General features: G+C 38.9%; 25 protein-coding genes. 12 read left to right on the top strand and 13 right to left on the bottom strand.

Annotated features, from left to right (window positions below; all coding sequences use genetic code 11):
- Window positions 1-122 precede the first annotated feature (122 nt).
- Both BW139_RS17230 and BW139_RS17225 read right to left on the bottom strand, forming a co-directional pair.
- Window positions 123-1,661: an SIR2 family protein gene (locus BW139_RS17230; RefSeq protein WP_076920474.1), complete on the bottom strand. Its 1,539-nt coding sequence runs from the start codon at window positions 1,659-1,661 to the stop codon at window positions 123-125.
- 31 nt (window positions 1,662-1,692) lie between these two features.
- On the bottom strand, window positions 1,693-2,001 hold the full coding sequence (locus BW139_RS17225; protein ID WP_008467181.1) for a helix-turn-helix domain-containing protein: 309 nt from the start codon (window positions 1,999-2,001) through the stop codon (window positions 1,693-1,695).
- Window positions 2,002-2,197: 196 nt separating this feature from the next.
- Here BW139_RS17225 and BW139_RS17220 point away from each other — a divergent pair, with 196 nt between their 5' ends.
- Entirely contained in the window at window positions 2,198-2,746 is a 549-nt protein-coding gene (locus tag BW139_RS17220; RefSeq protein WP_024597111.1) for a hypothetical protein, read from the top strand.
- On the top strand, window positions 2,740-4,119 hold the full coding sequence (locus BW139_RS17215; protein ID WP_008467184.1) for a DEAD/DEAH box helicase: 1,380 nt from the start codon (window positions 2,740-2,742) through the stop codon (window positions 4,117-4,119). Before BW139_RS17220 ends, BW139_RS17215 begins: the two co-directional genes overlap by 7 nt.
- Before the next feature lie 170 nt (window positions 4,120-4,289).
- Here the strand turns inward: BW139_RS17215 and BW139_RS17210 are convergent, their stop codons facing one another.
- Complete coding sequence (locus tag BW139_RS17210; protein ID WP_008467186.1) at window positions 4,290-4,643, bottom strand: DUF3147 family protein; 354 nt, start codon at window positions 4,641-4,643, stop codon at window positions 4,290-4,292.
- A 96-nt stretch (window positions 4,644-4,739) separates the two neighbouring features.
- On the opposite strand from BW139_RS17210, the gene BW139_RS17205 reads away from it, so the two are divergent.
- From BW139_RS17205 to BW139_RS17170, 8 genes are read left to right on the top strand one after another with little or no spacing between them, the layout of a single operon-like run.
- Window positions 4,740-5,123, top strand: a complete 384-nt coding sequence (locus tag BW139_RS17205) for a BlaI/MecI/CopY family transcriptional regulator (protein WP_008467191.1) — start codon at window positions 4,740-4,742, stop codon at window positions 5,121-5,123.
- A gap of 2 nt (window positions 5,124-5,125) precedes the next feature.
- Entirely contained in the window at window positions 5,126-6,100 is a 975-nt protein-coding gene (locus BW139_RS17200; protein WP_008467193.1) for a M56 family metallopeptidase, read from the top strand.
- A 12-nt stretch (window positions 6,101-6,112) separates the two neighbouring features.
- Window positions 6,113-7,393, top strand: a complete 1,281-nt coding sequence (locus BW139_RS17195) for a TolC family protein (RefSeq protein ID WP_008467195.1) — start codon at window positions 6,113-6,115, stop codon at window positions 7,391-7,393.
- Window positions 7,394-7,401: 8 nt separating this feature from the next.
- The gene (locus BW139_RS17190; RefSeq protein ID WP_008467197.1) at window positions 7,402-8,640 is read left to right on the top strand and encodes an efflux RND transporter periplasmic adaptor subunit; all 1,239 of its coding nucleotides are present in this window, start codon (window positions 7,402-7,404) and stop codon (window positions 8,638-8,640) included.
- A gap of 9 nt (window positions 8,641-8,649) precedes the next feature.
- On the top strand, window positions 8,650-11,793 hold the full coding sequence (locus BW139_RS17185) for an efflux RND transporter permease subunit (protein WP_008467199.1): 3,144 nt from the start codon (window positions 8,650-8,652) through the stop codon (window positions 11,791-11,793).
- Entirely contained in the window at window positions 11,783-12,478 is a 696-nt protein-coding gene (locus BW139_RS17180) for a HupE/UreJ family protein (protein ID WP_008467202.1), read from the top strand. The genes BW139_RS17185 and BW139_RS17180 overlap by 11 nt, the downstream gene beginning before the upstream one ends.
- A gap of 13 nt (window positions 12,479-12,491) precedes the next feature.
- Complete coding sequence (locus BW139_RS17175; RefSeq protein ID WP_076920473.1) at window positions 12,492-13,022, top strand: hypothetical protein; 531 nt, start codon at window positions 12,492-12,494, stop codon at window positions 13,020-13,022.
- Between the two features lie 25 nt (window positions 13,023-13,047).
- Window positions 13,048-13,374, top strand: coding sequence for a DUF6488 family protein (locus tag BW139_RS17170; protein ID WP_076920472.1), 327 nt, complete (start codon window positions 13,048-13,050; stop codon window positions 13,372-13,374).
- Between the two features lie 216 nt (window positions 13,375-13,590).
- On the opposite strand, the gene BW139_RS17165 is transcribed toward BW139_RS17170, so the two are convergent.
- The 8 genes from BW139_RS17165 to BW139_RS17130 all read right to left on the bottom strand — a co-directional run bounded on the left by BW139_RS17165 (window position 13,591) and on the right by BW139_RS17130 (window position 20,072).
- On the bottom strand, window positions 13,591-14,322 hold the full coding sequence (locus BW139_RS17165; RefSeq protein ID WP_076920471.1) for a MauE/DoxX family redox-associated membrane protein: 732 nt from the start codon (window positions 14,320-14,322) through the stop codon (window positions 13,591-13,593).
- 33 nt (window positions 14,323-14,355) lie between these two features.
- On the bottom strand, window positions 14,356-14,865 hold the full coding sequence (locus BW139_RS17160) for a DUF305 domain-containing protein (protein ID WP_016900198.1): 510 nt from the start codon (window positions 14,863-14,865) through the stop codon (window positions 14,356-14,358).
- A 142-nt stretch (window positions 14,866-15,007) separates the two neighbouring features.
- The gene (locus BW139_RS17155) at window positions 15,008-15,532 is read right to left on the bottom strand and encodes a DUF411 domain-containing protein (RefSeq protein WP_016900197.1); all 525 of its coding nucleotides are present in this window, start codon (window positions 15,530-15,532) and stop codon (window positions 15,008-15,010) included.
- A gap of 9 nt (window positions 15,533-15,541) precedes the next feature.
- Window positions 15,542-16,030, bottom strand: a complete 489-nt coding sequence (locus BW139_RS17150) for a DUF4440 domain-containing protein (protein ID WP_002963268.1) — start codon at window positions 16,028-16,030, stop codon at window positions 15,542-15,544.
- Window positions 16,031-16,050: 20 nt separating this feature from the next.
- Window positions 16,051-16,956 carry a copper resistance D family protein gene (locus BW139_RS17145; protein ID WP_029609993.1) on the bottom strand — a complete coding sequence of 302 codons (906 nt, stop codon included), beginning with the start codon at window positions 16,954-16,956 and terminating at the stop codon, window positions 16,051-16,053.
- Between the two features lie 11 nt (window positions 16,957-16,967).
- Complete coding sequence (locus BW139_RS17140) at window positions 16,968-17,375, bottom strand: copper resistance CopC family protein (RefSeq protein ID WP_024589684.1); 408 nt, start codon at window positions 17,373-17,375, stop codon at window positions 16,968-16,970.
- Window positions 17,376-17,397: 22 nt separating this feature from the next.
- Complete coding sequence (locus tag BW139_RS17135) at window positions 17,398-18,261, bottom strand: copper resistance protein B (RefSeq protein ID WP_024606961.1); 864 nt, start codon at window positions 18,259-18,261, stop codon at window positions 17,398-17,400.
- Entirely contained in the window at window positions 18,258-20,072 is a 1,815-nt protein-coding gene (locus tag BW139_RS17130) for a copper resistance system multicopper oxidase (RefSeq protein ID WP_076920470.1), read from the bottom strand. The genes BW139_RS17135 and BW139_RS17130 overlap by 4 nt, the downstream gene beginning before the upstream one ends.
- Window positions 20,073-20,238: 166 nt before the next feature.
- Here BW139_RS17130 and BW139_RS17125 point away from each other — a divergent pair, with 166 nt between their 5' ends.
- Together BW139_RS17125 and BW139_RS17120 are read left to right on the top strand one after the other, a co-directional pair.
- Entirely contained in the window at window positions 20,239-20,925 is a 687-nt protein-coding gene (locus tag BW139_RS17125) for a heavy metal response regulator transcription factor (RefSeq protein ID WP_076920469.1), read from the top strand.
- Window positions 20,915-22,309 carry a heavy metal sensor histidine kinase gene (locus tag BW139_RS17120; protein ID WP_076920468.1) on the top strand — a complete coding sequence of 465 codons (1,395 nt, stop codon included), beginning with the start codon at window positions 20,915-20,917 and terminating at the stop codon, window positions 22,307-22,309. The genes BW139_RS17125 and BW139_RS17120 overlap by 11 nt, the downstream gene beginning before the upstream one ends.
- 271 nt (window positions 22,310-22,580) lie before the next feature.
- Here the strand turns inward: BW139_RS17120 and BW139_RS17115 are convergent, their stop codons facing one another.
- Complete coding sequence (locus tag BW139_RS17115; RefSeq protein ID WP_064668647.1) at window positions 22,581-23,000, bottom strand: hypothetical protein; 420 nt, start codon at window positions 22,998-23,000, stop codon at window positions 22,581-22,583.
- The gene (locus BW139_RS17110) at window positions 22,997-24,562 is read right to left on the bottom strand and encodes an integrase (protein WP_139336345.1); all 1,566 of its coding nucleotides are present in this window, start codon (window positions 24,560-24,562) and stop codon (window positions 22,997-22,999) included. The genes BW139_RS17115 and BW139_RS17110 overlap by 4 nt, the downstream gene beginning before the upstream one ends.
- Window positions 24,563-24,670 lie beyond the last annotated feature (108 nt).

Below are 24,670 nucleotides of genomic sequence, written 5' to 3'. Positions count from 1 at the left end.
GTGATTATATCAACGGATATTACAACAACGTTAGGCCACATCATTATAATGCTGGTTTAGCGCCAAATGAATCTGAGGTTAGATACCAAGATTCTAAAACTGTGGCCAAAATTAGTTGACCACTACATTAAATTCCATCCTTCATTTTTTATTAGATCTTGAAATCTATAGTAGTTATGGGACGGGTTAAACCATTCACTACTCTCAAACTGCTTGCTAGCTATAAAGCCTAGTATTTTTTGTGCCTTAGCGGGAAGTGAATTGGCACTATAAAGCTTCACTAAGATTCTTTCTTTTAAGGCGTTATGCAAAGCTCTTTTTCTAATGGCCCACCATGCAATGACAGGATCGTCTAAGTTCTTTACTATCCAATTTGTGATATACCAGAGTCTAGGTGATATCAAGTTATTGTTTGAGCGCAAGTCCATATCTTCAGTTGCAATATTGTCACACGGTAACCATGATAAATAGTTTTTATGTGGTAGTGTTGGTAAATTGTAGTTTTCTTTATCCACCGGTCTCGAAGGATCATCGTCTAGTCCATACTCAATAAATGGGTCAAATGATTCGCCATCACTATCCCTAAAATTGTGACCTTTACTCGGGTTTCCTATCCTTATTTGCGGGTCAAAAACACATAACCATTCAGCTAAAGGTGTGGGCTCTGTAGTACTAAATAATTTAGCCCCAGCTGAGGTAGTAAGAAAATTAGCAACTTGGCCTCTTTGGAATGATTTCAACTGCCTTGGGCTTGAGGCTGCAAGGTTTAATATGTAACTTATCCATTTTTTTGGCTTATCGACTTTTTCTGACCAAATAGAAAGTGTTTCCCATAAATCACTATGGTCAGGGTATGCTATTGCAGTTACACCGCGATCACGCCATTTGACTTCGATGTCTTCAGCCTCACCTTTATCAAATGCGTAAATTTTTGTCCGGTCAAACTTTTCATCATGATTAAGTCCCTGAAGTAAATATTTCACCTGAGGATCTTCAGCTTGATAGCCGACTAAAACAACTGTGTATACCTCTAATAATTGAATTATAAATTTAGTTGCCCAACCTTCGGATAAATATGCTCTTCCAAAATCTGCGCTACTTAAAATATAAGGATGATGTTTTTCAGACGGATCTTTTAGCCTGCCATGCAAATAGGTTATTGCTTCGAGACTTGCGCCGGATGATAAATCAGGGAAAAATGGAGGTTCACTATAAGAGAGGATTTCGTTCTGCTCAAAAAGTAGGTCAAAATTTGTAGTTACTATTTTTGGTTTACCGCTTTGACCACTGGATAAGAGTTTTAATATACCATGCTCCTTGCCAACATCATCAATAGAATTAGATTTGGAAAGTACCCTGGCAACGATTTGATTAACTTCGTCACGTCCATAGTCTTGGTATAGCAAGTGGAAAATTTGATCCAATGGAGTTCTTAGATGTGACTTATTAGAGTTTTCGGTGATCCAAGGTAAGAACTCTTGGTAAACCTCGGAGCTTTCTAGTGGAGAAAAAAAATCAATTACAGCTTTTGTTAGTTCTATAAAGCTTGGTAGTCCAGAGTTAAAAGAAACACCAGCCCCACAAAATAAAACTACTTTGCCGTGGTCACATTTATCAAGAAGTTCATCTGGAATATTAGGTCCATTTTCATTAAATCGCATTTAACCTTCCTTGTGTATGGGTACAATATAGCTATTTAGATGGTCCTTTAAGCTCTTGAATTAATAAAAGCTTTTTCTCTGTATCTAACTTTGATATTTCAATTGCTAGTTCTGCTGTTGTCTCATCTTCACAGAAAAAATAATTCAATGGAACATTTAGTTCATTAGCGATCTTTTTTAGAGTCGTTAAATCTGGAATATGACGGCCTTTTTCATAGTGGTTCATGCGACCACTCGCTGAGTTTTCATCCATACCGATAAGTATACCCAGTTGCTTTTGAGTAATACCTGACTTAGCGCGGGCTTGTTTGAGTCTAATTGGAATTGGATTTTGGAACACAGAAGCATCATTTTTCAGTCTCTAATAGCTTAGATTGTCTAAGTTTTACAAAGGTTTGTACACTTAGGAATCCTAAGTTCTATTTGTGGGAATGTTCTTAAAATCACTCTCGAGCATAAAACTTAGTATTTCTAAGTTTTGCATTGTTCTATATACTTAGCAACCCTAAGTTTTCTTAATTGTTGTAGTATAAGAAATGCCCCAAGTTATCAAATTAAACCAACACATTTACTCCCTTTTGATCGAAAAAGAGTGCAATGGTTTTACAATTGTCGAGCTCAGAGATGAGTTATTAACCGTAACTGATAAATATCAAGATATCGATGAGGCGCGTAAATTCATTTATAGGCAAATTACAGCGCTTGAACGAAAAGAGCTCTTAAAAACAAAAGGAAGTGGCCGCCATAAAAAGTATTTTAAAACTGAGCTGTTTAATAACGCTACGTTTGTGGCGAAACAAGTTGTAATTGAAAAAGAAAAATCAATTAGCAGTCATACTAATAATCAAGCATCACCGCTTGTTGAAACTTTATTGAATGAAAAGAAACAGTTTGAGGCTGAGCTTGCGATTTTGTTAGGGGAAGTTGATGAATATAAAGCTCTACAAAAGCGATTCCCTGAGCACCTTAGCTTGTTTTATTCTGCATTAGACGATGCTAAAAATAATTCAGCGAAGTTATTAGGAAAAGTTAACGCTTTAACTAATATATTGGCCTCTTTGGATAATGGTGCACGGCAATGCTGAGAAGTTGGCAAAGGGAATGTGTTGAGTTAGCAGTAAAAAAATATACAGCTATTGATAAGCACTTTCTATGTCAGGCCACTCCTGGTGCTGGTAAAACAATAATGGCAGCTTCATTGGCCAAAACGTTATTTGATAAAGGAATGATAGATAGAGTGATCTGCTTTTCACCATCGGTTGAAGTGGCTAATAATATCAAAAGAACATTTGGAAAAATAATTGGGTGTTCGTTTGATGGCTCATTTACGGCTGTAGGTGCCTCTATGACTTATCAAAGCTTATGCTCTATTCCTGAAAGTACTTGGGATGGGCTTAGAAAGTATCGTACATTTTTTATTTTTGATGAAATACATCACTGCTCATTCTCGCAAGATAAATCTAAAATCAATACGTGGGGTGAGAAAGTTGTTTTCCATTTACAGGATATTGCAACTTACACACTTGCGCTATCGGGCACTCCTTGGCGCTCAGACGCCCTTCCTATTGCTTTAGTGAATTATTCTGACCCAGAAGGTGAGTTGATATGCGATTATCAATACAGCTTGAGTCAAGCTATTAGAGATAACGTCTGTAGAGAGCCAAAAATAGTTTTAGTTGATAGCAATAGTATTTCGGATGGCCAAGATACATATGGATCAATAGCTGAATTTGTTAAACAAGCTCAATCAGCGTACCAAGAGGTACTTAATAATGACTCTGCACTTAGGTATTTATTGAAGTTAGCCGTATTAAAACTGTCGGAGATAAGAGCTTCAAACCCGGCTGCCGGCGGCCTAGTTGTTGCGTCTTCAGTTAAGCACGCTGAAATGATAAACAGCTTATTAATTGAAGAATTTAATCAAACGTCAACCATAGTTACTTACTTACACGATAATTCAACACAGAAGATCAACTCATTTAAGTCATCTACTGAACAGTGGATCGTTAGTGTTGGTATGATCAGTGAAGGGACCGACATACCTAGGCTACAAGTATGTTGTCATTTAAGCTCTATAAAAACAGAGTTGTATTTTAGGCAAGTTCTAGGGCGCATTCTTAGGTCTGGCAAAGGTAAAGTTGAATTCGCCTGGTTATTCACATTTGCAGAAACAAGCTTAATTGAGTTTGCTGAGCGTATTAATATTGATATACCAGATAGTTGCTCTTATGTTGATATGGAATGTGACACAACTTTGGTGAGAAAAGATACATTTAGACCTTTAACATTGCCAAAAATAAACAGGGATAATAAGTTAAAAGAAAACCTTGATAAACTCGTTCTAGGGGGCCTAACTTCAGAGCGCGGTTTAGCTTATTATGAGCTGCTTTCAGGTTGTTCATTGAGCAGTATACAAATTAAATCACTTAGAACTAGAGTTATAGAAGCATTTTTATAGTTCCATAAAATGAGCCATATTCTGTTTATATTATCACTCTTAGTACATAAATAAGGCTAGCTTTTATTTGACTCTGCTAAGTAATGGGAAATTTTTTAGAGATAAGTATCGAAATTATTGCCTCAGCTACATCCTTGATTTCACCATATTATTAATTTCAGAAACAACTTTTAGGGTAATAAATTTATTCCAAATTTACTAACGACGAATGCAAACACTCCAAAAATAAAACAAGTTATTAAGGCGCTGAGGCCGAGTGATGGCCAAAAACCAAATCGGTGTAGTAATGATGGAAATATTAAAAACATCGGTAAGGTAGGCACAACATACCAAAATGTGTACCAGGCATGACTCGCAATTTTCTCTGGCGGCTGTTTTTCAACGTACAACCAAATCATCGCTAAAATGGTTACCAATGGAAGTGCTACAATTAGTGCTCCGAGTTTATCACTGCGCTTTGCGACCTCTGAAACCGCTACAACAATTGCTGCTGTCACTAAGTATTTAAAAATTATCCAACCCATGTATTACTTTCCTTTTTAAATAAAAAAATAAAAACCGATTGCCTATCGGTTTTTATTTTGCCATGATATGGCTATGTTGTTAAGAGATATTTGATTATGCAGTTAGGCGAATTAGAAAAACTAGTACTTCAATATTTGTGGTCTTCTAAAGAAGCGGATGCAAAGCATGTGCACAGTCGTTTAGGTAAAACACGTGGCTGCACTCTCAATACTATTCAAAGCACCCTTGAAAGACTTTATAAAAAAGGCCTTCTTAGCAGAACTAAGCAGGGTCATGCTTATAATTACCGAACTAAAGTTGATCGTAACTCGCTTATAGCTACTTTAATAAATGATATTACAGCTGACTTTGTTGAAGAGGGTGAAAACAGTTTAATTGCTGCATTTTCTTCTACTTCGACTAATTTTAATGATACACAATTAGATGAGCTCGAAAAACTTATAGAGCAGCAGCGAAAACTACGAAGCGGAAAAGTGTAAACATGATTGTTGGAAATTGGGCCGTGTTTTTAAATCTAGCGAGCGCAGCGGTGACCGCTTTTATTTGTGTGATCATATTGATTTCCTTCTTCCACACCTCGCTTTGTAAAAAACTTACTATTTTCCAGTTTACCGAGCGTAAGTTCATGCTTTGGTTAACTATTAGCAGCCCTTGGTGGATCTCATTATTGTGTGCAGCTGTATTTTGGCAGGCACATCAAAATCCAATGTCTAATTGGTGGCAAGGAGTCGCTCACTGGCATCACCTTGAGGTTTTCTCTGTATATAGTTGGCATTCGGTATTGCTTATATCGGCTGTTTGTTTGATGGCAAGTGCTAGCGTACATGCATTTTTTAGTCTTAATAGACATAGTTCAGCAATGAGCAGTCTGTTGGCTTTATCAAATACTCAACCTCACAAAGATTATCCAAACCAGTCTGTACACGTTATTGAACACCTTATACCAGAGGCATTTACTGTTGGTTTTTTCAATCCAAAAGTATATATAACCAGCGGATTACAAGCACTTGATGAAAAAACAGTACACATAGTCATACAGCATGAACTAGCACATTTAAAAGCCCGAGATCCGCTTTTTAAAACACTGTTTAGTCTATTTGGTTGGTGTTTTCCTGCGTCAACGCGCGCGGCGTTACAGCAATCTTATACGGCTTTAACAGAACAAATTGCTGATGTCGGTGCAACGCAAAGTTTTGATGGCTTAGATGTGGCTCAAGCACTTATTAATGTTGCTCGATTTCAACGACAACAACATATTACGAATGACAATATATACATGAGTCATTTTAGTAATGAGCAAATAACTCAGCGTATACAAACATTGTTAATGCCAATCTCCACTACGCCTAAGCTACTTTTAATGATCACTTTGTTTAGCTTTGTGGTTATCAGTTTATTCACACTGTCGACTGTCGATAGTGTCCACCATCTTATCGAAACTTTTTTCATCCACTAAGTAAGGATTAAAATGAAATCATTTAGTAGTCATTTCACCCACAAAAAACCGATTGGCAGTCGGTTTTTTGTGGGGGTATTGATGGCTTTTACAGCACTGCCGTGTTTTGCAAGTGCTGAGGCTTATCAAACATTAAATCTAAAGCAAGCCATCTCATTCACGCTTGCTAACAACCCGCAGTTACAGGGCTTCTTTTATCGAGATAAAGCCCAGCAAGGCAAAATAAAGCAAGCAAGTATAGGCCAAAGACCACAAATAGGCTTAATGGTTGAAGATGCTTTTGGGACAGGTGAGCATAGTGGTTTGCAAAATATGCAATCAACCTTAACTTTCTCTTGGCTGATTCAACAAGAGCAAATTGATAGTCGCGTAAAAGCAAGCCAGTCTGAACTTGAGCAGTTACGTTTAGATAAACAAATTATTGCACTTGATTTAGCCGCGATGACTGCGAAGCAATTTATTCAACTACTGGTGAAAGAAGAGGCACTAAAGCTCAATAAAATGGCAGTAAGACAAGCGAATGAAGTTGTAAATGCAATAGATAAACGAGTTCGTATTGGTCAGTCGTTGGCTATTGATAAAAATTTAGCCAAAGCTGAACTAATTAAACAAAAATTACTTGTCGAAGATCTTGAGCATGAAATAGCCAGCGGAAAATATCAGCTTTCAGCCTTGTGGGCAGAGCCTCGCACTGACTTTACACTTACAGGTAACTTATTGCAGTTACCTAAAATTGTAGATTTTCAGTCACAGTTCGAGCGCTTTAAAAATGCGCCTCGTTTGATGCAGTTAGCAAGTCAAAAACGTATTGCACAATCACACATTGAATTAGCTCAAATTGAAGCAAAACCACAATGGCAATTTACAACAGGCTTACGTCGTTATGAATCAACGGATGACTATGGGCTCGTGGCCGGTGTTTCTATTCCGTGGGGAGCATCTGGCAGCAATGCCGGAACGGTCGCTAAGTTACGTGCCGAGCAAGATGTATTAACAGCGCAAGCGAAGAGTTTAACTCAACAAGCTAATAGCCAGCTTTATGCTTTGCTTCAAGAAGTTAAGCATTCTGTTCATGTAATTACCACCTCAAAAAATGAAATCATTCCCACGCTAGAAACCGCGCTTACCCAAGCAAAACAAGCATTTAACGTTGGTAAATTGAATTACAACCAGTGGAGTAGCGTGCGTCAGGCGCAATTAAGCGCGCAATCAGAACTACTTAGCGCTTATGAAAGCTTACATTTACAACATATAGAAATTCAGCGTCTTACTGGCGCATCGATAGAACAATGAGATTATTTATGAAAACGACAAACTTTATTTCCTCCATAACCGTTGCCGTATTACTCGGCCTCAGCGCGGGGGTACATTTACCCGCTAGCGCAGTATCAACACCTACTACAGAGCAAGCAGAGCCTGAAAAAGGGCCGCATAATGGTCGTATGCTTCGTGAAGGAAACTTCGCATTGGAGTTAGCGATTTTCGAAACAGGCGTACCACCTGAGTTTAGAGTATGGTTAACAGATAATAAAAACCCAATTAATCCCGACGATGTTGAATTAACGGTTACGTTAACCCGATTAGGTAATGTGATTGATGATATTAAGTTTATTAGCCAAAGTGACTTTTTACGTGGGGATATGGAAATTTACGAACCGCACTCTTTTATTGTCACAGTAAATGCGAGCTACCAAGGAAAAACATATCGTTGGCAATACGATAACCTAGAGGGGCGAACAAAAATCGAACCCGCAGTAGTAGATGCAATGGCGATTGAAACTGCAATTGCAGGGTCTCAAAAGCTTCATCAAACGATCCCTGCTTATGGACAGGTTTGGTTACCGCCGAGTGCGCACCGCACTGTTTTTGCACGTTTTGAAGGTGTTATTACGCACTTAAATGTAAAGCTTGGCGATAAAGTAAATAAAGGCCAAACTTTAATGACGATTGAAAGTAATGAAAGTTTAAACCCCTATGAGATAAAATCGCCTATTGCTGGTTTTGTCGCAAAACAAATGGCTAATTCAGGTGAGCAAACGAATAACCGTGAACTGCTTGTTATCACAGACGCGAGTCAATCTGTCGTTAAATTAGCTGTCTACCCGAGCGATTACAGCAAAGTATCTCAAGGCACTCTAGTGAGCATTAAGGCAGAAGGTAGTCTTGTGAATATTGCTGGTAAGGTATCATTTATAGAGCCAAAAGTTAGAAGTGATCAGGCAAGAATGGTGTGGGTTACGTTGGCACAACAGACTGAGCCTTTGTTGGAAGGGAGTTTTGTTAAAGCCGATATTGAAACTGCTTCTTTTGAAGTTCCTTTAGCGGTAAAGAAAATAGGCTTACAGAGCTTTCGTGATTTTACGGTCGTGTATGCAAAAGTCGCTGATGAATATGAAGTCAGGATGCTTGAGCTGGGTCGTTCAGATGCAACATGGATAGAAGTACTAGGTGGACTGCCTGCCGGTACCGAGTATGTTACTGAAAATAGCTATGTCATCAAAGCCGATATTGAAAAATCTGGCGCGTCACACGATCACTAGGAGAGCGTAATGTTAGAATCGATTTTACGCTTTGCTATAAAGCGCAATATCCTCGTTCTTGTCATGGTATTAGCCATTGCAGGATTAGGCTTATGGAATTTTACTAAACTGCCTATTGATGCAGTACCTGATATAACCAATGTTCAGGTTATGATCAACACCGAAGCGCCAGGCTATACGCCGTTAGAGGTTGAACAACGCGTTACTTTCCCCCTCGAAAACGCACTTGCGGGGTTACCAGGACTTGTAAACACACGCTCAGTGTCTCGTTATGGTTTATCTCAGGTTATTGCTATTTTTGCTGATAATACCGATGTTTACTTTGCTCGTCAGTTGGTTAATGAGCGGTTGTCTAGTGCACGTTCGGAGTTGCCGATAAACCTTTTACCTGAGCTTGGTCCCATTGCTACTGGATTAGGTGAGATTTTTATGTTTACGGTTGATGCTGTGCCTGGTGCTAAAAATCCCGACGGTAGTGATATAACCCCCATTGATTTACGAACAGTACATGACTGGACAATTCGCCCTCAATTAATGCGGGTACCAGGTGTTGTTGAAGTAAACCCTATTGGTGGTTACGAGCGTGAAATTCTCGTTGCGTTTAAACCTGAAAAACTACTGGCTTATAATCTTACCTCAGCAGATGTTGTTGATGCTATTGGTCAAAACAACCAAAACCAAGGCACCGGATTTATTGAAAAAAGCGGTGCGCAATGGTTAATTCGTGTCCCAGGTCAGGTTGCTGGTTTAACTGAAATCACTAATTTACCCATCAAAACCATAGACGGCAGTGCAGTGTTTATTAAAGATGTTGCCACTATAAGTGATGGCAAAGGATTGCGTACTGGTGCTGCTACACAAAATGGCCGCGAAGTGGTGATGAGCACCGTGTTCATGTTAATAGGTGAGAACAGTCGCACAGTTGCACAAGGCGTTGGTGAAAAGTTAAAAGAAATCAATGGCAGTTTACCCGAAGGTATAGTTGCAAAAGCCGTCTATGACCGAACTAAACTGGTAGATAAAACGCTTAATACTGTTCAAACTAACCTGCTCGAAGGGGCCATTTTAGTTATTGTTGTATTATTTATATTACTGGGGAATTTCAGAGCCGCATTTTTAACGGCTTTAGTGATCCCATTTGCAATGTTGATGACAATAACCGGTATGGTACATACGCGAGTCAGTGCAAACTTGATGAGTTTAGGGGCATTAGATTTTGGTCTATTGGTTGATGGTACGATAATTATCGTCGAAAACTGCTTACGTCGTTTAAGTATGAGAGGTGATACCCCTCTTTCTTTAAAAGCACGTTTAGACATTGTTTTTACGGCTACACGAGAGGTTATTCGACCCGCTTTATTCGGTGTATTCATCATCACCGTTGTTTATTTACCTATTTTCGCGCTTGAAGGCGTTGAAGGAAAAATGTTCCATCCAATGGCATTAACGGTTGTGATTGCTTTGCTTTGTTCAATGGCGCTTTCGATCACATTTGTGCCTGCAATGATCGCCCTATTATTTAAAAAGCCAATTAAAGAAAAACCTAATCATATTATGCTGGGGTTAAGTCGTATTTATAAGCCGGTACTCTCATTAGCATTAAAAGGCCGCTGGGCTGTGGTGCTAATAACTTGTTTACTCGTAACATTCTTTGGTTATCAAGCGACACGCTTAGGAAGCGAGTTTGCACCAAATCTTGATGAAGGAGACATTGCCATGCATGCGCTTCGTATTCCTGGTACATCATTAAGCCAAGCGATTGAGCTACAAAAAGTGTTGGAAGAAAAAATTACGCAGATGCCTGAAGTCGAGCGTGTATTTGCAAAAATTGGCACCGCAGATGTAGCAACAGATGCAGTACCCCCTAGCGTAGCCGATAACTTTATTATTCTAAAACCACGAGAGCAATGGCCAAACCCTGATAAGTCAAAAGCACAAATTGTTGAAGAGTTAGCAGCCTTAGTTAAGCCAATTCCAGGTAACCGCTATGAGTTTTTACAACCAATTCAAATGCGCTTTAATGAATTATTAGCAGGTGTACGCGCTGAGCTGGCAATTAAAGTGTTTGGTGATGACTTTGAAACACTTGCTGCGTTAGGTAAGGAGATTGAATCCGCTATTGGAAATGTTGACGGTATTGCCGATTTAATGGTAGAGCAAACAAGCGGGTTGCCAATGCTTGAAATTGTACCCAATACTGAAAAACTAAGCCAGTTTGGTATCAGCAAAGCACACATTCAGTCACAGTTAGCCACCGCATTAGGAGGGACTATTGCAGGTAAGTATTATCAAGGGGATATCCGCTCTAATATTGTTGTTCGTTTAGAAGAGCAGCAGCGTAATAATGTGCAAGAGATAGGTTACTTACCTATTAATTTACCTAATGGTCGCGCTGTGCCGCTCCAAGAGTTAGCAACAATCAAACTCACTAATGGCGCAAGTCAAATTAATCGCGAAAATGCTAAACGTCGTATTGTAGTGACTACCAATGTACGAGGACGTGACTTAGGAAGCTTTGTTGGAGATATTCAAACAATTATTGAAGATAAAGTCACTATTCCTGCTGGTTATTGGATTGAATACGGAGGAACGTATCAAAAGTTACAATCGGCCTCTGAGCGTTTGAGTGTGGTTGTGCCCGTTACATTGTTAATGATTATAGGCTTGCTTATTTTAGCTTTAAACTCACTTAAAGATGCTGCGATTATTTTTACCGGTGTGCCTTTAGCGCTTACCGGTGGAATTGCAGCACTGCTGTTACGTGATATTCCATTTTCAATATCTGCAGCGGTCGGTTTTATTGCTTTATCCGGCATTGCCATATTAAACGGCTTGGTAATGGTATCGTTTATTCGTGAATTACGCAGCTCAGGAATGGGGCTTAATCAAGCGATAACAGAGGGGGCATTAACACGTCTTCGCCCAGTGATAACTACAGCACTGGTTGCCTCATTAGGATTTATTCCTATGGCACTTAATACAGGGATTGGCTCAGAAGTACAGCGGCCTTTAGCAACCGTGGTAATTGGCGGCATTATTTCGTCGACCTTACTAACATTATTTGTGATCCCCGCACTGTATCGACTTTTACACAATGAAAAGGAGTCTATTTTGACTGAAAGTGAAACGTTGGAGCAACATGATGTCAACTAAAATAATAAACGTTAGCATAATGATTATGGTGCTTGTTTTGGCTTTTCTTAGCTTTGAGACCTTGGCCCATGGAGTTGATGACAGCACTCGCGCTTTTTTAGAGCAAAACCAAGGCGTACAGTTTGTGCCATTTATTTATATTGGTGCAAAGCACATGATCACCGGTTACGACCATATATTGTTTTTAATCGGTGTTATCTTCTTTTTGTATCGCAGTAAAGAGGTTTTGCTGTATGTCACCATGTTCACCATCGGCCACAGCACAACGTTACTATTAGGTGTGCTTGGCGATATTCAGATTAATGCCTATTTAATTGACGCTATTATTGGTTTTTCAGTTATTTATAAGGGCTTTGATAACTTAGGTGGGTTTAAGCGTTGTTTTAATTGGCAGCCAAATACAAAAATGGCGGTGCTTATTTTTGGTTTGTTTCATGGCTTTGGTCTAGCAACCAAGTTACAAGAGTTTCAATTACCCGAAGATGGATTACTGACAAACCTAATCGCCTTTAATATTGGCGTAGAGCTTGGCCAATTTTTAGCGCTCGCAGTTATTTTAATTGCCATTAATGTGTGGCGTAAACGGCCGTCATTTCATCGTTTTTCAACATTTATCAACGGTGCGTTAATGAGTGCCGGCTTAATGCTAGTCGGCCTTCAATTAACCGGCTATATAATTAATTAATTTAGAGAAATATATGCAACATACAGTTAGTTCAAAAACACTTATAAAAGCCAGTATCACCGCTTCATTAGTTGCGATAATCGCCTTTGTGCTATTTATCCTTCCGGCAGAATATAACATTGATCCAACCGGGATCGGTAAACAACTGGGCGTTACTAAAATAGCTCAGGCATCAGCGCAAAAACCACTTAAAACATCAGATTCATTGCAAGTGGGCAGTGATGAGTTTCAAACAATTGAAGTCACTATCCCTGCAAATCGCGGGGTTGAATATAAATTTGAGATGCAACAATATGAAAAAATGACCTACGAATGGATGACCGATGGCGCTTCTTTACATTTTGATTTACACGGAGAGCCAGCAGGAGACACAACCGGTTACTTCGAAAGCTATGCAATTGCCAATTTAAGCGAAATGAAGGGCAGCTTTACCGCCCCATTTGGGGGCTCACATGGCTGGTACTGGAAAAACAACTCAGATAACCCCGTAGCTATACAGCTTTTAGTAAAAGGACAATATAAAGTAATTGGCTTAAAACAATAAACTTAAAACTTAATAGGAGAAAACAATGAATAGATTAATTCCAATAGCATTAGTTTGTATTTCATTAATGAGTACTGGTGTTCTAGCACATAGTGATCATGGTCACGTTAGCGATCAACAAGCTATTAGTATTGCAGCTAAATCAATAAAGAAATTGGCCTTTAAAGACTATGGTTTTGAGGTTGGAAAACTAAATGATTCTTGGAAAGGTATTTCTTCAGAAGCATTTACTGTCGTAAACGAGAGCGATGATACTTTTATTATCCAAGCATCAAATGATAGTGAACAAGTTTATTTCAAAATAGCTAAAAATGGTCAGCTTGTAGATGTAAAATCGAAGAACGATTTCTAATCTAATTGTTAATTGGCACTGTGAGTTTTTACAGTGCCAATTAACTATTTATCGTCAAAAACACTTTTAGCTATTTAGCAATCGAAGTTGGTGAGGTCTTCGAAGTGTCAGAACAGATTGATGCTGGACTCAAAGAGATAATTCAGACTTTAGACTGAGTCAGGTACCCCCATAAATAAACTGTTCATTATATTTTTAAATTAAATACTTTACCTTCTACCTGGCAAGCATCCATATCCCAGCAGCGATCATAAACAGGTTTTCTGTAAGTGAAATAAAGCCTAACGGTACATTACTATCACCGCCTACACATGCACATTTGAGTTCGCGCTTATCTATATATACGGCTTTAAAAACAGAAACAGCACCAACACCACCAATAAATAATGAAATAGGAGCAATACTATATGCTGGCAACCCAGCTATCATTCCAATACCAACAAACGCTTCTAAAAATGGGTAAACATAGGCATACCTCACTACTTTCATCGCCACTAAGTCATAAGTGATAAATGAATTTGAGAAACTAAATAAATCTTGAAGTTTTTGTATTGCCAACACAGCCATAGTTAACGCAACAAATAGCTCCACGGTTTTCATGGAAATTAATCCATGACCCATTGCAAAACTAAATGCCAAACTTAGTAAAAATGCGACCGCGAAGATTACAATAACCGGGGTGTAAGTTGTACCTTGCTGTCCAGCTTTTGGCTTATCAAAGTAATCACGTAAGTCGTCATAACCACCGATACGTTTATCTGCAATAAATGTTTGTGGTGTGGTCTCTACGTTGTGCTTTGCTTTAAATTTATCTGTTTGTTCACGAGAAGATAATAAGTGATCATTAACATCATAACCCTCGCGTTCTAGAAGGTCTTTTGACTTTAAGCCAAATGGGCAAATATGCTCATCTGTTGCCATTCTATAAAGCTCTGCTGATTTACTCATGTTTAGCTCCCTTTTACGTATTCTTATAAAATTTTACTTAGCATTAAAATCCGGTACAGCTCTAGATTGTGCTTGTTCCTGAGTTTCTGCTAGGCCATTTTTTTCTATATCGTTCAGTAACCACTGCATCTCTTTAATCTCACGACGCTGTGCTTCAATAATATTTGTTGCAAGCTCTTGGACGCGCTTGTCTTTGATATTAGCTCTATCACTAGTCAGTATAGCGATTGAATGATGCGGTATCATGGCTGACATCCAAGACTGATCGTTGACCGTTATTTGCGAACGTACTAAAAATAATGCGCCTACAAAGCTAATAATGCTGATCCCTAAAACTACGCTGTTTTTCTTTTTATCCTTATACATATTTAGCATAAACAACAGCATAACTACCGCCATTGCAGCCCCCATATAAATAGCCATATAGGTACGCGTTTCACTAAAAAACACATGGCTTAGCTGATAACTATTCAAATACATTAGTACAAACATGACTAATGTTGATGTGGCTATCATTAAGAAAAATTTTAAATACTGTGACATTACAATGGCTCCTTTTCAGTTGTTCAACTTGTATTTTATTTATACTAAGGGGTATTACTTACAATTTATAAGGCGTAAGCCCACTATATATTTAATCATCGCATTAATACTTACGGCTAATTCAATAACTATGCCATAAGAGTTAAAACTGCACTGCGTATTTGCTGATATGCTTATAAGTATGTTGCTGTGAATCTTGAGTAAGTACTTCAATATTATATTTATGAAAACGATTGCCCATCTCCATACCTGGCGTGCCAACAGGCATTGCCGGAACTGTCAGCCCGATCGTTTTCTGAGGGTGTTGTTCAGCTAAAAACTGCTTTATATATTTAGCTGGCACGTGCCCTTCAAAAACATACCCATCGGCTGAAACAGCGCTATGGCATGAGCGCATATTTGGCTTTATTTGATATTGAGCTTTAATTAGCCCCATATCAGCAACATCTATTGCTTTTGTTTTAATGCCACTTTCATTAATATGCTCAATCCATTTTTTACAGCACCCACAGTTTTTACTTTTATAAACTGTCAACTCAATCTCTGTTTTATCTTTTTCTATGGCCTCTTGGACTGGCAATACACTGTGTGGGTTTTCCATACTTTTTACTGATATAGACACCGCCAACATCACTGAAAGTGCAGTTGTTATGTACGTTAATCGCATGTTACTTCCTTAATTTGACCAATGAATATGTGTGATTTTCCAGCCATTGCGGGTCTTTTTTAGAGTCATTGACTCCATACCCGTTGTGTTAATGGCTTTACCTTTGTAGCTGCCCATCGTTTCACTTCGCGAAATGGAGTAAGCGATATCACCACTTATATAAACCTGATGTTCTAATAGTTTGCTATTAACCGAACTGAGGTATTTCATATCCGCTAGCATGTGGTGATTTGCATATTCATCGGCAGAACGCTCAACGCCTCCGCCTTCAAAAATAATGACGTTATCAGCTAATAATGAGCGAGCTTTTTTTTGATCACTTTGATTTAATGCTTGGTGAAAGGCGCTTACTGCTTGCGCAGCTGGGGTATCGGTACCAACAAATAACACACGCTCATTTGCATGTTCCTCATTCTTGTGTGCGCTTACAGCTAGTGAGTTCAATGCGCCAAAAAGTAATAGCGATGTTATGATTATTTTTGCAGAGTTATTAAACATGTTGCTCTCTTTTTATTAAATTAATTTGGGGGACCAACAAGTGTGGTGAACACGCTTGTTGTAATAAGTACAAAAGCAGCTATCAGCATTTCTACACTGATGGAACGTTTTAGTGTACCTACATGCTGTTTTTGGGTGATTCTCGGAACTAAAATTAGTTTGTGCCAAGCCCCCATCATAAGCATCGCGCTCACTAGTAGCAGTTTTAGCAAAATTAATTGCCCATAACTTGACGTGAACAGCGCTGATAACGAATGCAGGTAATTAAGCAAAAGCGCTAAACCTGAAATAAGCAGCACAAATACAACGATGATGGCTAAGTGCCCAAACAGGTGCATTACCTTCTTAACTTCATGAACAGATAATATGGTACAGCTTTTATATAGTGGCCACAGTGACCCCACCCAACTTGCTATTGCAAGAAGGTGAAAAGTTAACATGCTTTTTACTAACCCATTTTCATTTGCACTGTGACCTGTGAAAGTGAAGCTATATGCAATAGATATAAGCAAAACCAACATAACTGTATTATTTATAACCACTGCAAAACGGTGCTTTATGTTAATGCGCCAATTAAGTGCAACAATCATAGCCACAAAAAGCGCTGCGCCTCTGAAAAGAGCTTGTTCTCCTATAACTGATTGCCAAACAATCTCTTGCATAAAAGGGTCTAGCATTCCCGCTACACCAGATTCTGCAATTGCACCAGCTTCAATTGGTACTTGTAAAATGACAGCAATAAAACCCAATGCCACACATTGAATTTGCCAGCGCTTTAAATACTGAGAGAAACTTATAAAGTGATGACCAGATAAATTACTGGCGATAATAAAACGAATTAAAAAAGTACCAGCAAGTGCGGCCAAAGCACTATAGCTTGCTAGCTTTAATAATAGTAAAAGTACTGACCATTCACTTACTTGTATCATGCTGCTACTTAATGATTGTGTTTGCTGTGGGCATTAGATTGTTCTTGCATCATATTACTTGACTCACTTTGATGTACCATAAAAGAAAACGAATCTGACATTTTATGTCCATCCCCCCCAAGTACTGTCCATTTAACCGTGTAGGTACCATGTGCTAAACTCGGCAGCGACCAATTAAAGTCTGTGCTTGGGGTGGAACTAGGTTTGAAATCAAAGTTTATTGATTTATTTTTTTCATCTTTGATGATGACTTTTGCTAGCCTTACTTCACCACCAAAAGTTAACGAAAGTTGCTCTGGGCTTTGCATTAACATGGCTTCTTGCGTAGGTGTTGATTGCTTGAGTGATATATGCGCTGATGCGGAAAATGTAAGCACTAAACCTAAAATAACTACTGCAGAATTAAATAACTTCATAATTACCTCTTATTTAAAATGATTAAAACCAAAATTTAATACCCGCAACAAATGCGGTGTTATTGCTACTTTGTCCACTTGATGTGGCATAGTCGGCGGTACTGCCAAATTTATTGCTCCATTCAACGCCAATATAGGGCGCAAACTGGCGTGTAAACTCATAACGAACCCTAAAGCCAATCGCGCTGCTTGATAGGCCACTTCCAAGTTCGTTTTGTTTATCGTTTTTGCCATAAAGTGTAATTTCGGCTCGCGGTTGTATAATTAACTTTTGCGTGAGTAGTAGTTCGTACTCTGCCTCTAACGTAAATGCGGTACTGCCTCGCTCACCTACGTACGCTGTCATATCAAGTTCAAACCAGTAAGGGGCTAAACCTTGTAAGCCAAAAGCCAACCATTGCCGATTTTCACCTTCTTTATTGTAATCAAGACGAACACCTGCTTGAGTATCCCAATATGCTGATACGGCGTGACCCCATAAAATATCGGTTTGGTTTTCCTCAAGGCTTCCTTCGCTGAAATCCCCCTCAGTTTTAACTACCAATCGATCAAAGGTAGTGCCGTACCATGCTTGTAAGTCAAATACACCTGCATTTGCTTGCTCGTTATATTCAAGACGATCGCCTAGTAATGCGTAAAATGGATGCTCATCAGCGAGTGTTAATCGCTCATTGCCCTCAAGCACATATGGGCCTTCTGTTAAAGTTGTTCCCGCAGAGTAAGCATGAGGGTCTCTTGCATCTTTAGGTGCATCTCCCCCTTGTGGTTGCATCTTAGCGCTACTCTTTTGTGCCATTTCACTTTGCGCTAATAAAGGGAAGCTAATTAATGAAGCCCCAGTTAACATTAATAAACCTAATGATTTAGATAGTTTTAATTGTTTCATGATACGACTACCTCTCTAAACATGCCGGCATCCATATGGAATAATAAATGACAATGCCAAGCCCAGCGCCCTACATCGTGAGGGGTGGTTAAGAAGCTGATTCTTTGTGCGGGTTGAACAGGTATCGTATGACGTCGCACTTGCACATCACCTTGCTCGTTTTCTAAATCACTCCACATACCATGCAAATGCATAGGGTGTGTCATCATGGTATCGTTTTGTAAAATAACTCTTAAACGTTGGTTATGCTTCATATGCACTGGCGTGCTTTTACCAAATTCTAAGCCATCAAATGACCAGCTATAACGCTCCATGTTGCCGGTTAAATGCAGCTCAATTTCAGCTTCTGGCTCTTGCTGGTTAGTGATCCCTTCAAGTGAGTGTAAATCTGCAAGTGTTAAAACACGGCGACCATTTTTACGTAAACCAATACCGGGATCATCAAGATTTGTTCTAGGCATATCAACGCGCATATCAACTGAGGCTCCATACTCCGTTTTTGCATGACGCACTTTAGAGCTGGCAACCGCCAATGGGTTTTCAGACATACCATGTTTGCTATGATCCATCGCCATTGCACCGTGGCCCATTGCGCTATGATCCATTTTTTTAGAGTTCATGCCTGACATCCCAGCCATTGCAGCATGCTCACCGCCGTGGGTCATATTGCCCATCATATCGGTCATCGTTAACCACTCAACAGGATCCAGAGCAGGTATTGGCGCATCAATATTAGGTGCCGTTGATAAAGTTCCTTTTGCGTAACCTGAGCGGTCCATGCTTTGAGCAAAAATCGTATACGCATCATTTTTTGGCTCAACAATCACGTCATAGGTTTCACCAGGGCCGAATCTAAATTCATCAACTGTCACTGGTTCAACGTTTTGCCCATCTGCTTGTACAACCGTCAGTTTTAGCTCGGGGATACGCACGTCAAAAAAGCTATTACTAGAGCCATTAATAAACCTTAACCTAAGCTTTTCACCGACTTTAAATAATCCACGCCAGTTTGCCATTGGAGTACTACCGTTCATTAAAAAAGTCATTGCTGATGCAGATAAATCAGCTAAGTCTGTAGGGTTCATTCGCATCTGATTCCACATTTTTCGGCGCTGTAGAGCATTTGAAATACTGCTGCTTGAAACGTCATCGAAAAACTCTGGAACAGTAGGTTGATTGAAGTTAAATACATCACTCTGTACTTTTAATTTACGGAACAGCGCCATAGGGTCATCATCAGTCCAATCAGATAATTGAATAACATGTTCGTTATCTGCACTAATAATATCGTTTTCTCGCGGTTCAATAATTAATGCACCGTACATGCCTGTCATTTCTTGAAAACCACTGTGGGAGTGATACCAATATGTACCGCTTTGCTGTAGCTTAAATTTATAAATAAAGGTTTCGCCCGGCATAATGCCTTTAAAACTGATACCTGGCACGCCATCCATCTGATAAGGTAGAATGATGCCATGCCAATGGATAGAGCTCGGTACTGATAAGTTATTTGTTACTCTTATAGTAACATCATCACCTTCTTTTAAGCGCAAGGTTGGAGCGGGTATAGAACCATTAATTGTTGTCGCCATACGTACTACGCCGGTAAAGTTAACCGGCGATTCATCTATGACCAGATCTATGACTTCGCCGCTTAATTCGGGCACAGTGCCTGTTAGTGTTCCTGCTACTAAAGATGATGCAGCATGTAACACGCTCGGAAAAGCAGCAAGTACACCACCTGCAATTATGCCTTGAACAAATCGTCTTCGTGGTGTGCTAACCTGTTGTGATGACTTTTTAAATCCCATTTCCTTACTCCTTCATAGCAGAATAGTTATTAAGTATAGAAAATAGACCTGTCTTTAACATGACGCGAACATTACAAAGTTGTAATCTTGATGTCATGTTGCTGTTACGGTGAATACGGCATAATCTTATAACAGACAATAATTATAACTTTAATAAAGGTTTTGCATGCGCTTACTAGTTGTTGAAGATGAAGTGAAAACAGGTGATTACTTAAAGCAAGGTCTGAGTGAAGCTGGTTTTCAAGTTTCATTAGCACGTAATGGGCTCGATGGGCATCATTTAGCAATGACTGAGTTATTTGATGTCATAATTTTGGATGTAATGTTGCCAGATGTATCTGGTTGGCGAATTTTACAATCTATTCGTGAAGTGAATAAAGACGTTCCTGTTCTTTTTCTATCGGCTCGTGACAGTGTCGATGACAGAGTAAAAGGGCTTGAATTAGGCGCTGATGACTACTTAATAAAGCCCTTTGCATTCTCTGAAGTGTTAGCAAGGGTACGCACGCTTCTTCGTCGCGGAAACGCGCATAAAACCGAAGACATCTTACAAGCCTATGATTTAAAAGTTAATATTCAAAAACGGAATGTATTTCGTGCCGAACAACGTATACTCCTAAGCAATAAAGAATTTAGTTTACTTGAACTATTACTGCGCCGTGAGGGTGAAGTACTTCCTCGTTCACTAATCGCTTCTCAAGTTTGGGATATGAACTTTGATAGCGATACAAATGTCATTGATGTAGCCATTCGCAGACTCAGAAGTAAAGTTGATGATGGTTTTCCAGTAAAGCTAATACACACTGTGCGTGGCATGGGTTACAAGCTTGAGGTAATAGCTGATGAGCCTTAATGAAAAACCATTATCTTTAACAATGCGAGTGGTATTGTTTGTTGCTTTGACAGTGATAGGCTGCTTAACCCTCGTCGCTTCGCTTATAAGTAGCTCAATAAATCATCATTTTTTACAACAAGATAGTGGTGAATTAAAAGTTATCACACAGTCTGTCAAATCCGTTTTATCTAAGCCATACGCGTCGGAAAAAAACCTTAGAAATGCGTTATCTCAAGCCGTGGCGGGTCATCATGGGGTTTATTATCAAGTTAATACAGCTCAAGGAAGGCTTATATATAAAAGTACGGCAACAGACTTTAGCGAATTTGTTTTAAAAGTAACCACCTCAAACAGTTTTAACCAAAACAACATAGTTGAATGGCAAAAAAACACACATACTTATCGCGCTTTAGTGAGTGACTTTAGTACTGAGCAGCAACTTTATAAGATCACAGCTGCTATTGATATGAGCTTTCATTTACACTTTCTCAATCAATTTCAGCAAAGCCTTTGGGCTATTATGTTTGGTTCAGCGGTACTCATTTTATTGGTGGCTTGGTTTGCTATACATCAAGGACTCAACCCAATACGTGGTTTAAGCCAGAAAATGCATGATATCCAAACTAATAAAATGGATGTAAGGCTTGATGAAGGCCAAGTACCGATTGAGCTTGTTAATATGGTGCAATCTTTCAATGCAATGCTAGACAGGTTACAAGGTGAGTTTATCCGCCTATCAAATTTTTCCAGTGATATTGCTCATGAGCTACGTACACCGCTTACCAATATAATAACTCAAACACAGGTTGGTCTATCTAAAAAAAGACAATCCGAAGAGTACCAAGAGTTATTATTTTCTAACCTCGAAGAGCTTGAGCGGCTAACTAAGATGGTTAACGACATGCTTTGGCTGGCAAAATCTCAAAACGGCCTAATTAAACCAGCCCAAGATATTTTATCCAGCCATGAAGAAATTGAGGTGCTGTTTGAGTATTTTGATGCATTAACTGAAGAGTCATCGCTGATACTTCATAAAGCAGGTGAAAACATCAGCTTTTATTGTGACAAGCTACATTTTCGTCAATTGTTATCAAACCTGTTATCGAATGCTATAAGATATGCACCGAAGGGGTCATCAATTACGGTATGTAGTGAAATAACATCTGCTGAAAAAGTATGTATCTGTGTGAGTAATACCGGTGAGAAAATACCTTCTGCACATTTACCTTATTTATTTGATCGCTTTTATCGATCAGATAAGTCTCGTCAACGCCATAGTGATGGCGCTGGTTTAGGGCTCGCTATAGTTAAAGCCTTAGCTGAAGCTAATGGCGGGAATGTAAAGGTTTGTTCAAACGATCAGAATACCTGCTTTAATGTTTATTTAAATTTATTTAAATAGTATTCATTTAATGTCAGCTATACTAATAATCGGCTCATGTGTTGAAACTTGCCTTTGACAATTGTACTTATTCAGTTAAATAATTATTTTACCTTTTCCACATTGTTAGTTCAGCCGCTTTATATTGATATTGTAGTATCGTAAGTGCTAACCCATTATGTTGAGCTGCAATATTTGTTATATGGCTTTTTAATTGTTGAACTTCATCAGGGTACATCTCATTTAACCTTGTTTCATTTTTTAGGCGATGCTTTAAGCAATTGAAGATATATTAATTTTTCTTCAGTAAAAATAACTCTGACTCAAGATCATTTATCTTTTTTAAGTGCTGGTGATTTGAAAGCGCTAGGGCATTGTGGGTAGAAGCCATTTGTGCCATTTGCTCTTTTAAGCTGGCTATTTCCGCTCGATATTTTTCTTTTAACCGTTTCTCGTTGGCAAGCTTTTCACGTAACTTAGTAACATCTGAGTTTTGCTGTGCTTGCTTTTTTGTTATAGCTTTTGATTTTAGTAGTTTAATTTTTTCAATGACGTCTGAGTAATAGTAAGCTGAGCCATTACCAAGGTTAGCTTCTTCCTCAACTGCAATGGCACTTAAACCTCGTTTGGCATCAATACGTACTGTATCGCCAGAAAGTATCCTGTCAATTGCGCTTAGAAGCTCTAACCTTGTATTCTCTGACTTACTCAAAGCTGTCTGATCTCAATTTCGGGTTTGTATGGAGTGTAGCTTATCTCAAAGTAGTCCATAACCTTTTCAGCTGCACGTAATTGCGTAATAAAATGGCTTAGCTGCGATTGAGATAGTTTAGTATGCTGCTCCATTTCAGTTATAGTCTCAACAATCCACTGATGTCGTTTTTGCCAAGCTTGTGCTTTAGTTTCGTCTATGACAACGTTCTCGCAGTTAAAACAGTTGGTTGGTGATACGACCTTTTCCATTCTGCATTCATAACCAGCCATGCAGTATGAGTGAAGTGTACCAGCAATAGATATTCTACCAGCAGATACTTGAGCATAAAGAGCATCCCAGGATGAGTATTTAACAGCGGTATCTTCTCTATCTTTAACAACATCTATACCTTTCTTACCATATAGCTTGTCATCTGAGTTATACCACTGATGCAATAGTTGTGTAGTGACTTCTCTATCTACTTCTTGAAGTAAATTATTGAGTTCTGAATCCACTTTTACATGTTTTATTTTGGCTGCTACGCCGCCTTCTGAGTACCACTGTGCCATTGGTAAATACAGGTGCTTGTATTGCTGCTTAATAGCGACGTCAGATAGTAAGTTGTAACGTTTGCCAAACACCGCAAAAGTTCGTCTGAGTTGATGGGTTGTAAAAGCCCAAGGCTTACCTATAACTATCTTTTGCTTGTAAGCGTGTGTGTTTAGGTTTGGATTTAGAAGTTTAAACTCTTCATAATCTTGCTCATTTACGATGGCGCCAGCCTCTTCTACTAACTGCTTATGATGAAGGGCAAAAGGTGGACCTGTCAGCATGTTTGGCTTTCTGCATTTCATTTGTTGAACTAACCAGATGCTTGAGGCTCTAGCATTTTCAACTCGGTCATCTGAGAGCATGAGCTGGGTTCTCATATTTTGTGTCAGTAAAGATGCTAGTTCTATTGCTTTTCCAGTTATTGGAGATGTCAACCATTCTGCTTTTTCCGGCACTGCGGGGGTCATTTTACTATGATAGGACTGAAGTGAATAAAACACTTGGTCTTTTAGTTTTAACTTTTTGAAACTATCAGGATGTAAGCTATAAATCTCGCTTCTTCTCATGCCTGAAAAGGCACCACAGATTATAAAGCAGCAAGTAAGAATATGGGAGTATAACCAATTGAATCTTCGTATATCACTAGGAATTAACTTTTCTGTATCGGCGTTGGAAATATAGCTTTTAAGTATATTGGTAGAAGTTTGGGGTTTAGCTTTAGTTATCTCAGCTTTGTAGTGAGGGGAATCAGATGTTAACCAATTCCATTGTCCTGATTTTATTTTGTTATCTACGGCCGCTTTACCAATTTCATAGTTTTCTTGCTGCTCGGTATGGATAGCTAATAATGTATCTCGAATAGGATAGTAAGTATCTATATACTCGATAGCCTTTGTGTATATGAGTTGCATCAAGCGTGATGGAATGGCATAAAATTGCTCGCTTTCTAACTTTGTAGGACATCCTAGCTGACGGCCTAATTCTGTAATTGATGTTGTTAAAGGTAATGTGAATCGCCCCGAGTTCATCGGAGACCAGTTTGTTTAAGTCAGGCCACTTTACCTGACTCGTTTAAATTATCATAGTAGTCTGTTTCATATTGAGCTGGTGAAATATACCCAATTGAAGATAATAAG

It is taken from the genome of Pseudoalteromonas sp. SK18 (assembly GCF_001974855.1).
In the GTDB taxonomy this organism is placed as follows: Bacteria; Pseudomonadota; Gammaproteobacteria; order Enterobacterales; family Alteromonadaceae; genus Pseudoalteromonas.
Note: the sequence above shows the minus strand (reverse complement) of the source record. Positions and strands in the feature narration are given on the sequence as shown.

Bases quoted from the DNA above. Each gene is read 5' to 3' on its own strand.
- BW139_RS17230 (WP_076920474.1), bottom strand. From the start codon at position 1,661: ATGCGATTTAATGAAAATGGACCTAATATTCCAGATGAACTTCTTGAT.
- BW139_RS17220 (WP_024597111.1), top strand. From the start codon at position 2,198: ATGCCCCAAGTTATCAAATTAAACCAACACATTTACTCCCTTTTGATC.
- BW139_RS17215 (WP_008467184.1), top strand. From the start codon at position 2,740: ATGCTGAGAAGTTGGCAAAGGGAATGTGTTGAGTTAGCAGTAAAAAAA.
- BW139_RS17210 (WP_008467186.1), bottom strand. From the start codon at position 4,643: ATGGGTTGGATAATTTTTAAATACTTAGTGACAGCAGCAATTGTTGTA.
- BW139_RS17205 (WP_008467191.1), top strand. From the start codon at position 4,740: ATGCAGTTAGGCGAATTAGAAAAACTAGTACTTCAATATTTGTGGTCT.
- BW139_RS17200 (WP_008467193.1), top strand. From the start codon at position 5,126: ATGATTGTTGGAAATTGGGCCGTGTTTTTAAATCTAGCGAGCGCAGCG.
- BW139_RS17195 (WP_008467195.1), top strand. From the start codon at position 6,113: ATGAAATCATTTAGTAGTCATTTCACCCACAAAAAACCGATTGGCAGT.
- BW139_RS17190 (WP_008467197.1), top strand. From the start codon at position 7,402: ATGAAAACGACAAACTTTATTTCCTCCATAACCGTTGCCGTATTACTC.
- BW139_RS17185 (WP_008467199.1), top strand. From the start codon at position 8,650: ATGTTAGAATCGATTTTACGCTTTGCTATAAAGCGCAATATCCTCGTT.
- BW139_RS17180 (WP_008467202.1), top strand. From the start codon at position 11,783: ATGTCAACTAAAATAATAAACGTTAGCATAATGATTATGGTGCTTGTT.
- BW139_RS17175 (WP_076920473.1), top strand. From the start codon at position 12,492: ATGCAACATACAGTTAGTTCAAAAACACTTATAAAAGCCAGTATCACC.
- BW139_RS17170 (WP_076920472.1), top strand. From the start codon at position 13,048: ATGAATAGATTAATTCCAATAGCATTAGTTTGTATTTCATTAATGAGT.
- BW139_RS17165 (WP_076920471.1), bottom strand. From the start codon at position 14,322: ATGAGTAAATCAGCAGAGCTTTATAGAATGGCAACAGATGAGCATATT.
- BW139_RS17160 (WP_016900198.1), bottom strand. From the start codon at position 14,865: ATGTCACAGTATTTAAAATTTTTCTTAATGATAGCCACATCAACATTA.
- BW139_RS17155 (WP_016900197.1), bottom strand. From the start codon at position 15,532: ATGCGATTAACGTACATAACAACTGCACTTTCAGTGATGTTGGCGGTG.
- BW139_RS17150 (WP_002963268.1), bottom strand. From the start codon at position 16,030: ATGTTTAATAACTCTGCAAAAATAATCATAACATCGCTATTACTTTTT.
- BW139_RS17140 (WP_024589684.1), bottom strand. From the start codon at position 17,375: ATGAAGTTATTTAATTCTGCAGTAGTTATTTTAGGTTTAGTGCTTACA.
- BW139_RS17135 (WP_024606961.1), bottom strand. From the start codon at position 18,261: ATGAAACAATTAAAACTATCTAAATCATTAGGTTTATTAATGTTAACT.
- BW139_RS17130 (WP_076920470.1), bottom strand. From the start codon at position 20,072: ATGGGATTTAAAAAGTCATCACAACAGGTTAGCACACCACGAAGACGA.
- BW139_RS17125 (WP_076920469.1), top strand. From the start codon at position 20,239: ATGCGCTTACTAGTTGTTGAAGATGAAGTGAAAACAGGTGATTACTTA.
- BW139_RS17120 (WP_076920468.1), top strand. From the start codon at position 20,915: ATGAGCCTTAATGAAAAACCATTATCTTTAACAATGCGAGTGGTATTG.
- BW139_RS17110 (WP_139336345.1), bottom strand. From the start codon at position 24,562: ATGAACTCGGGGCGATTCACATTACCTTTAACAACATCAATTACAGAA.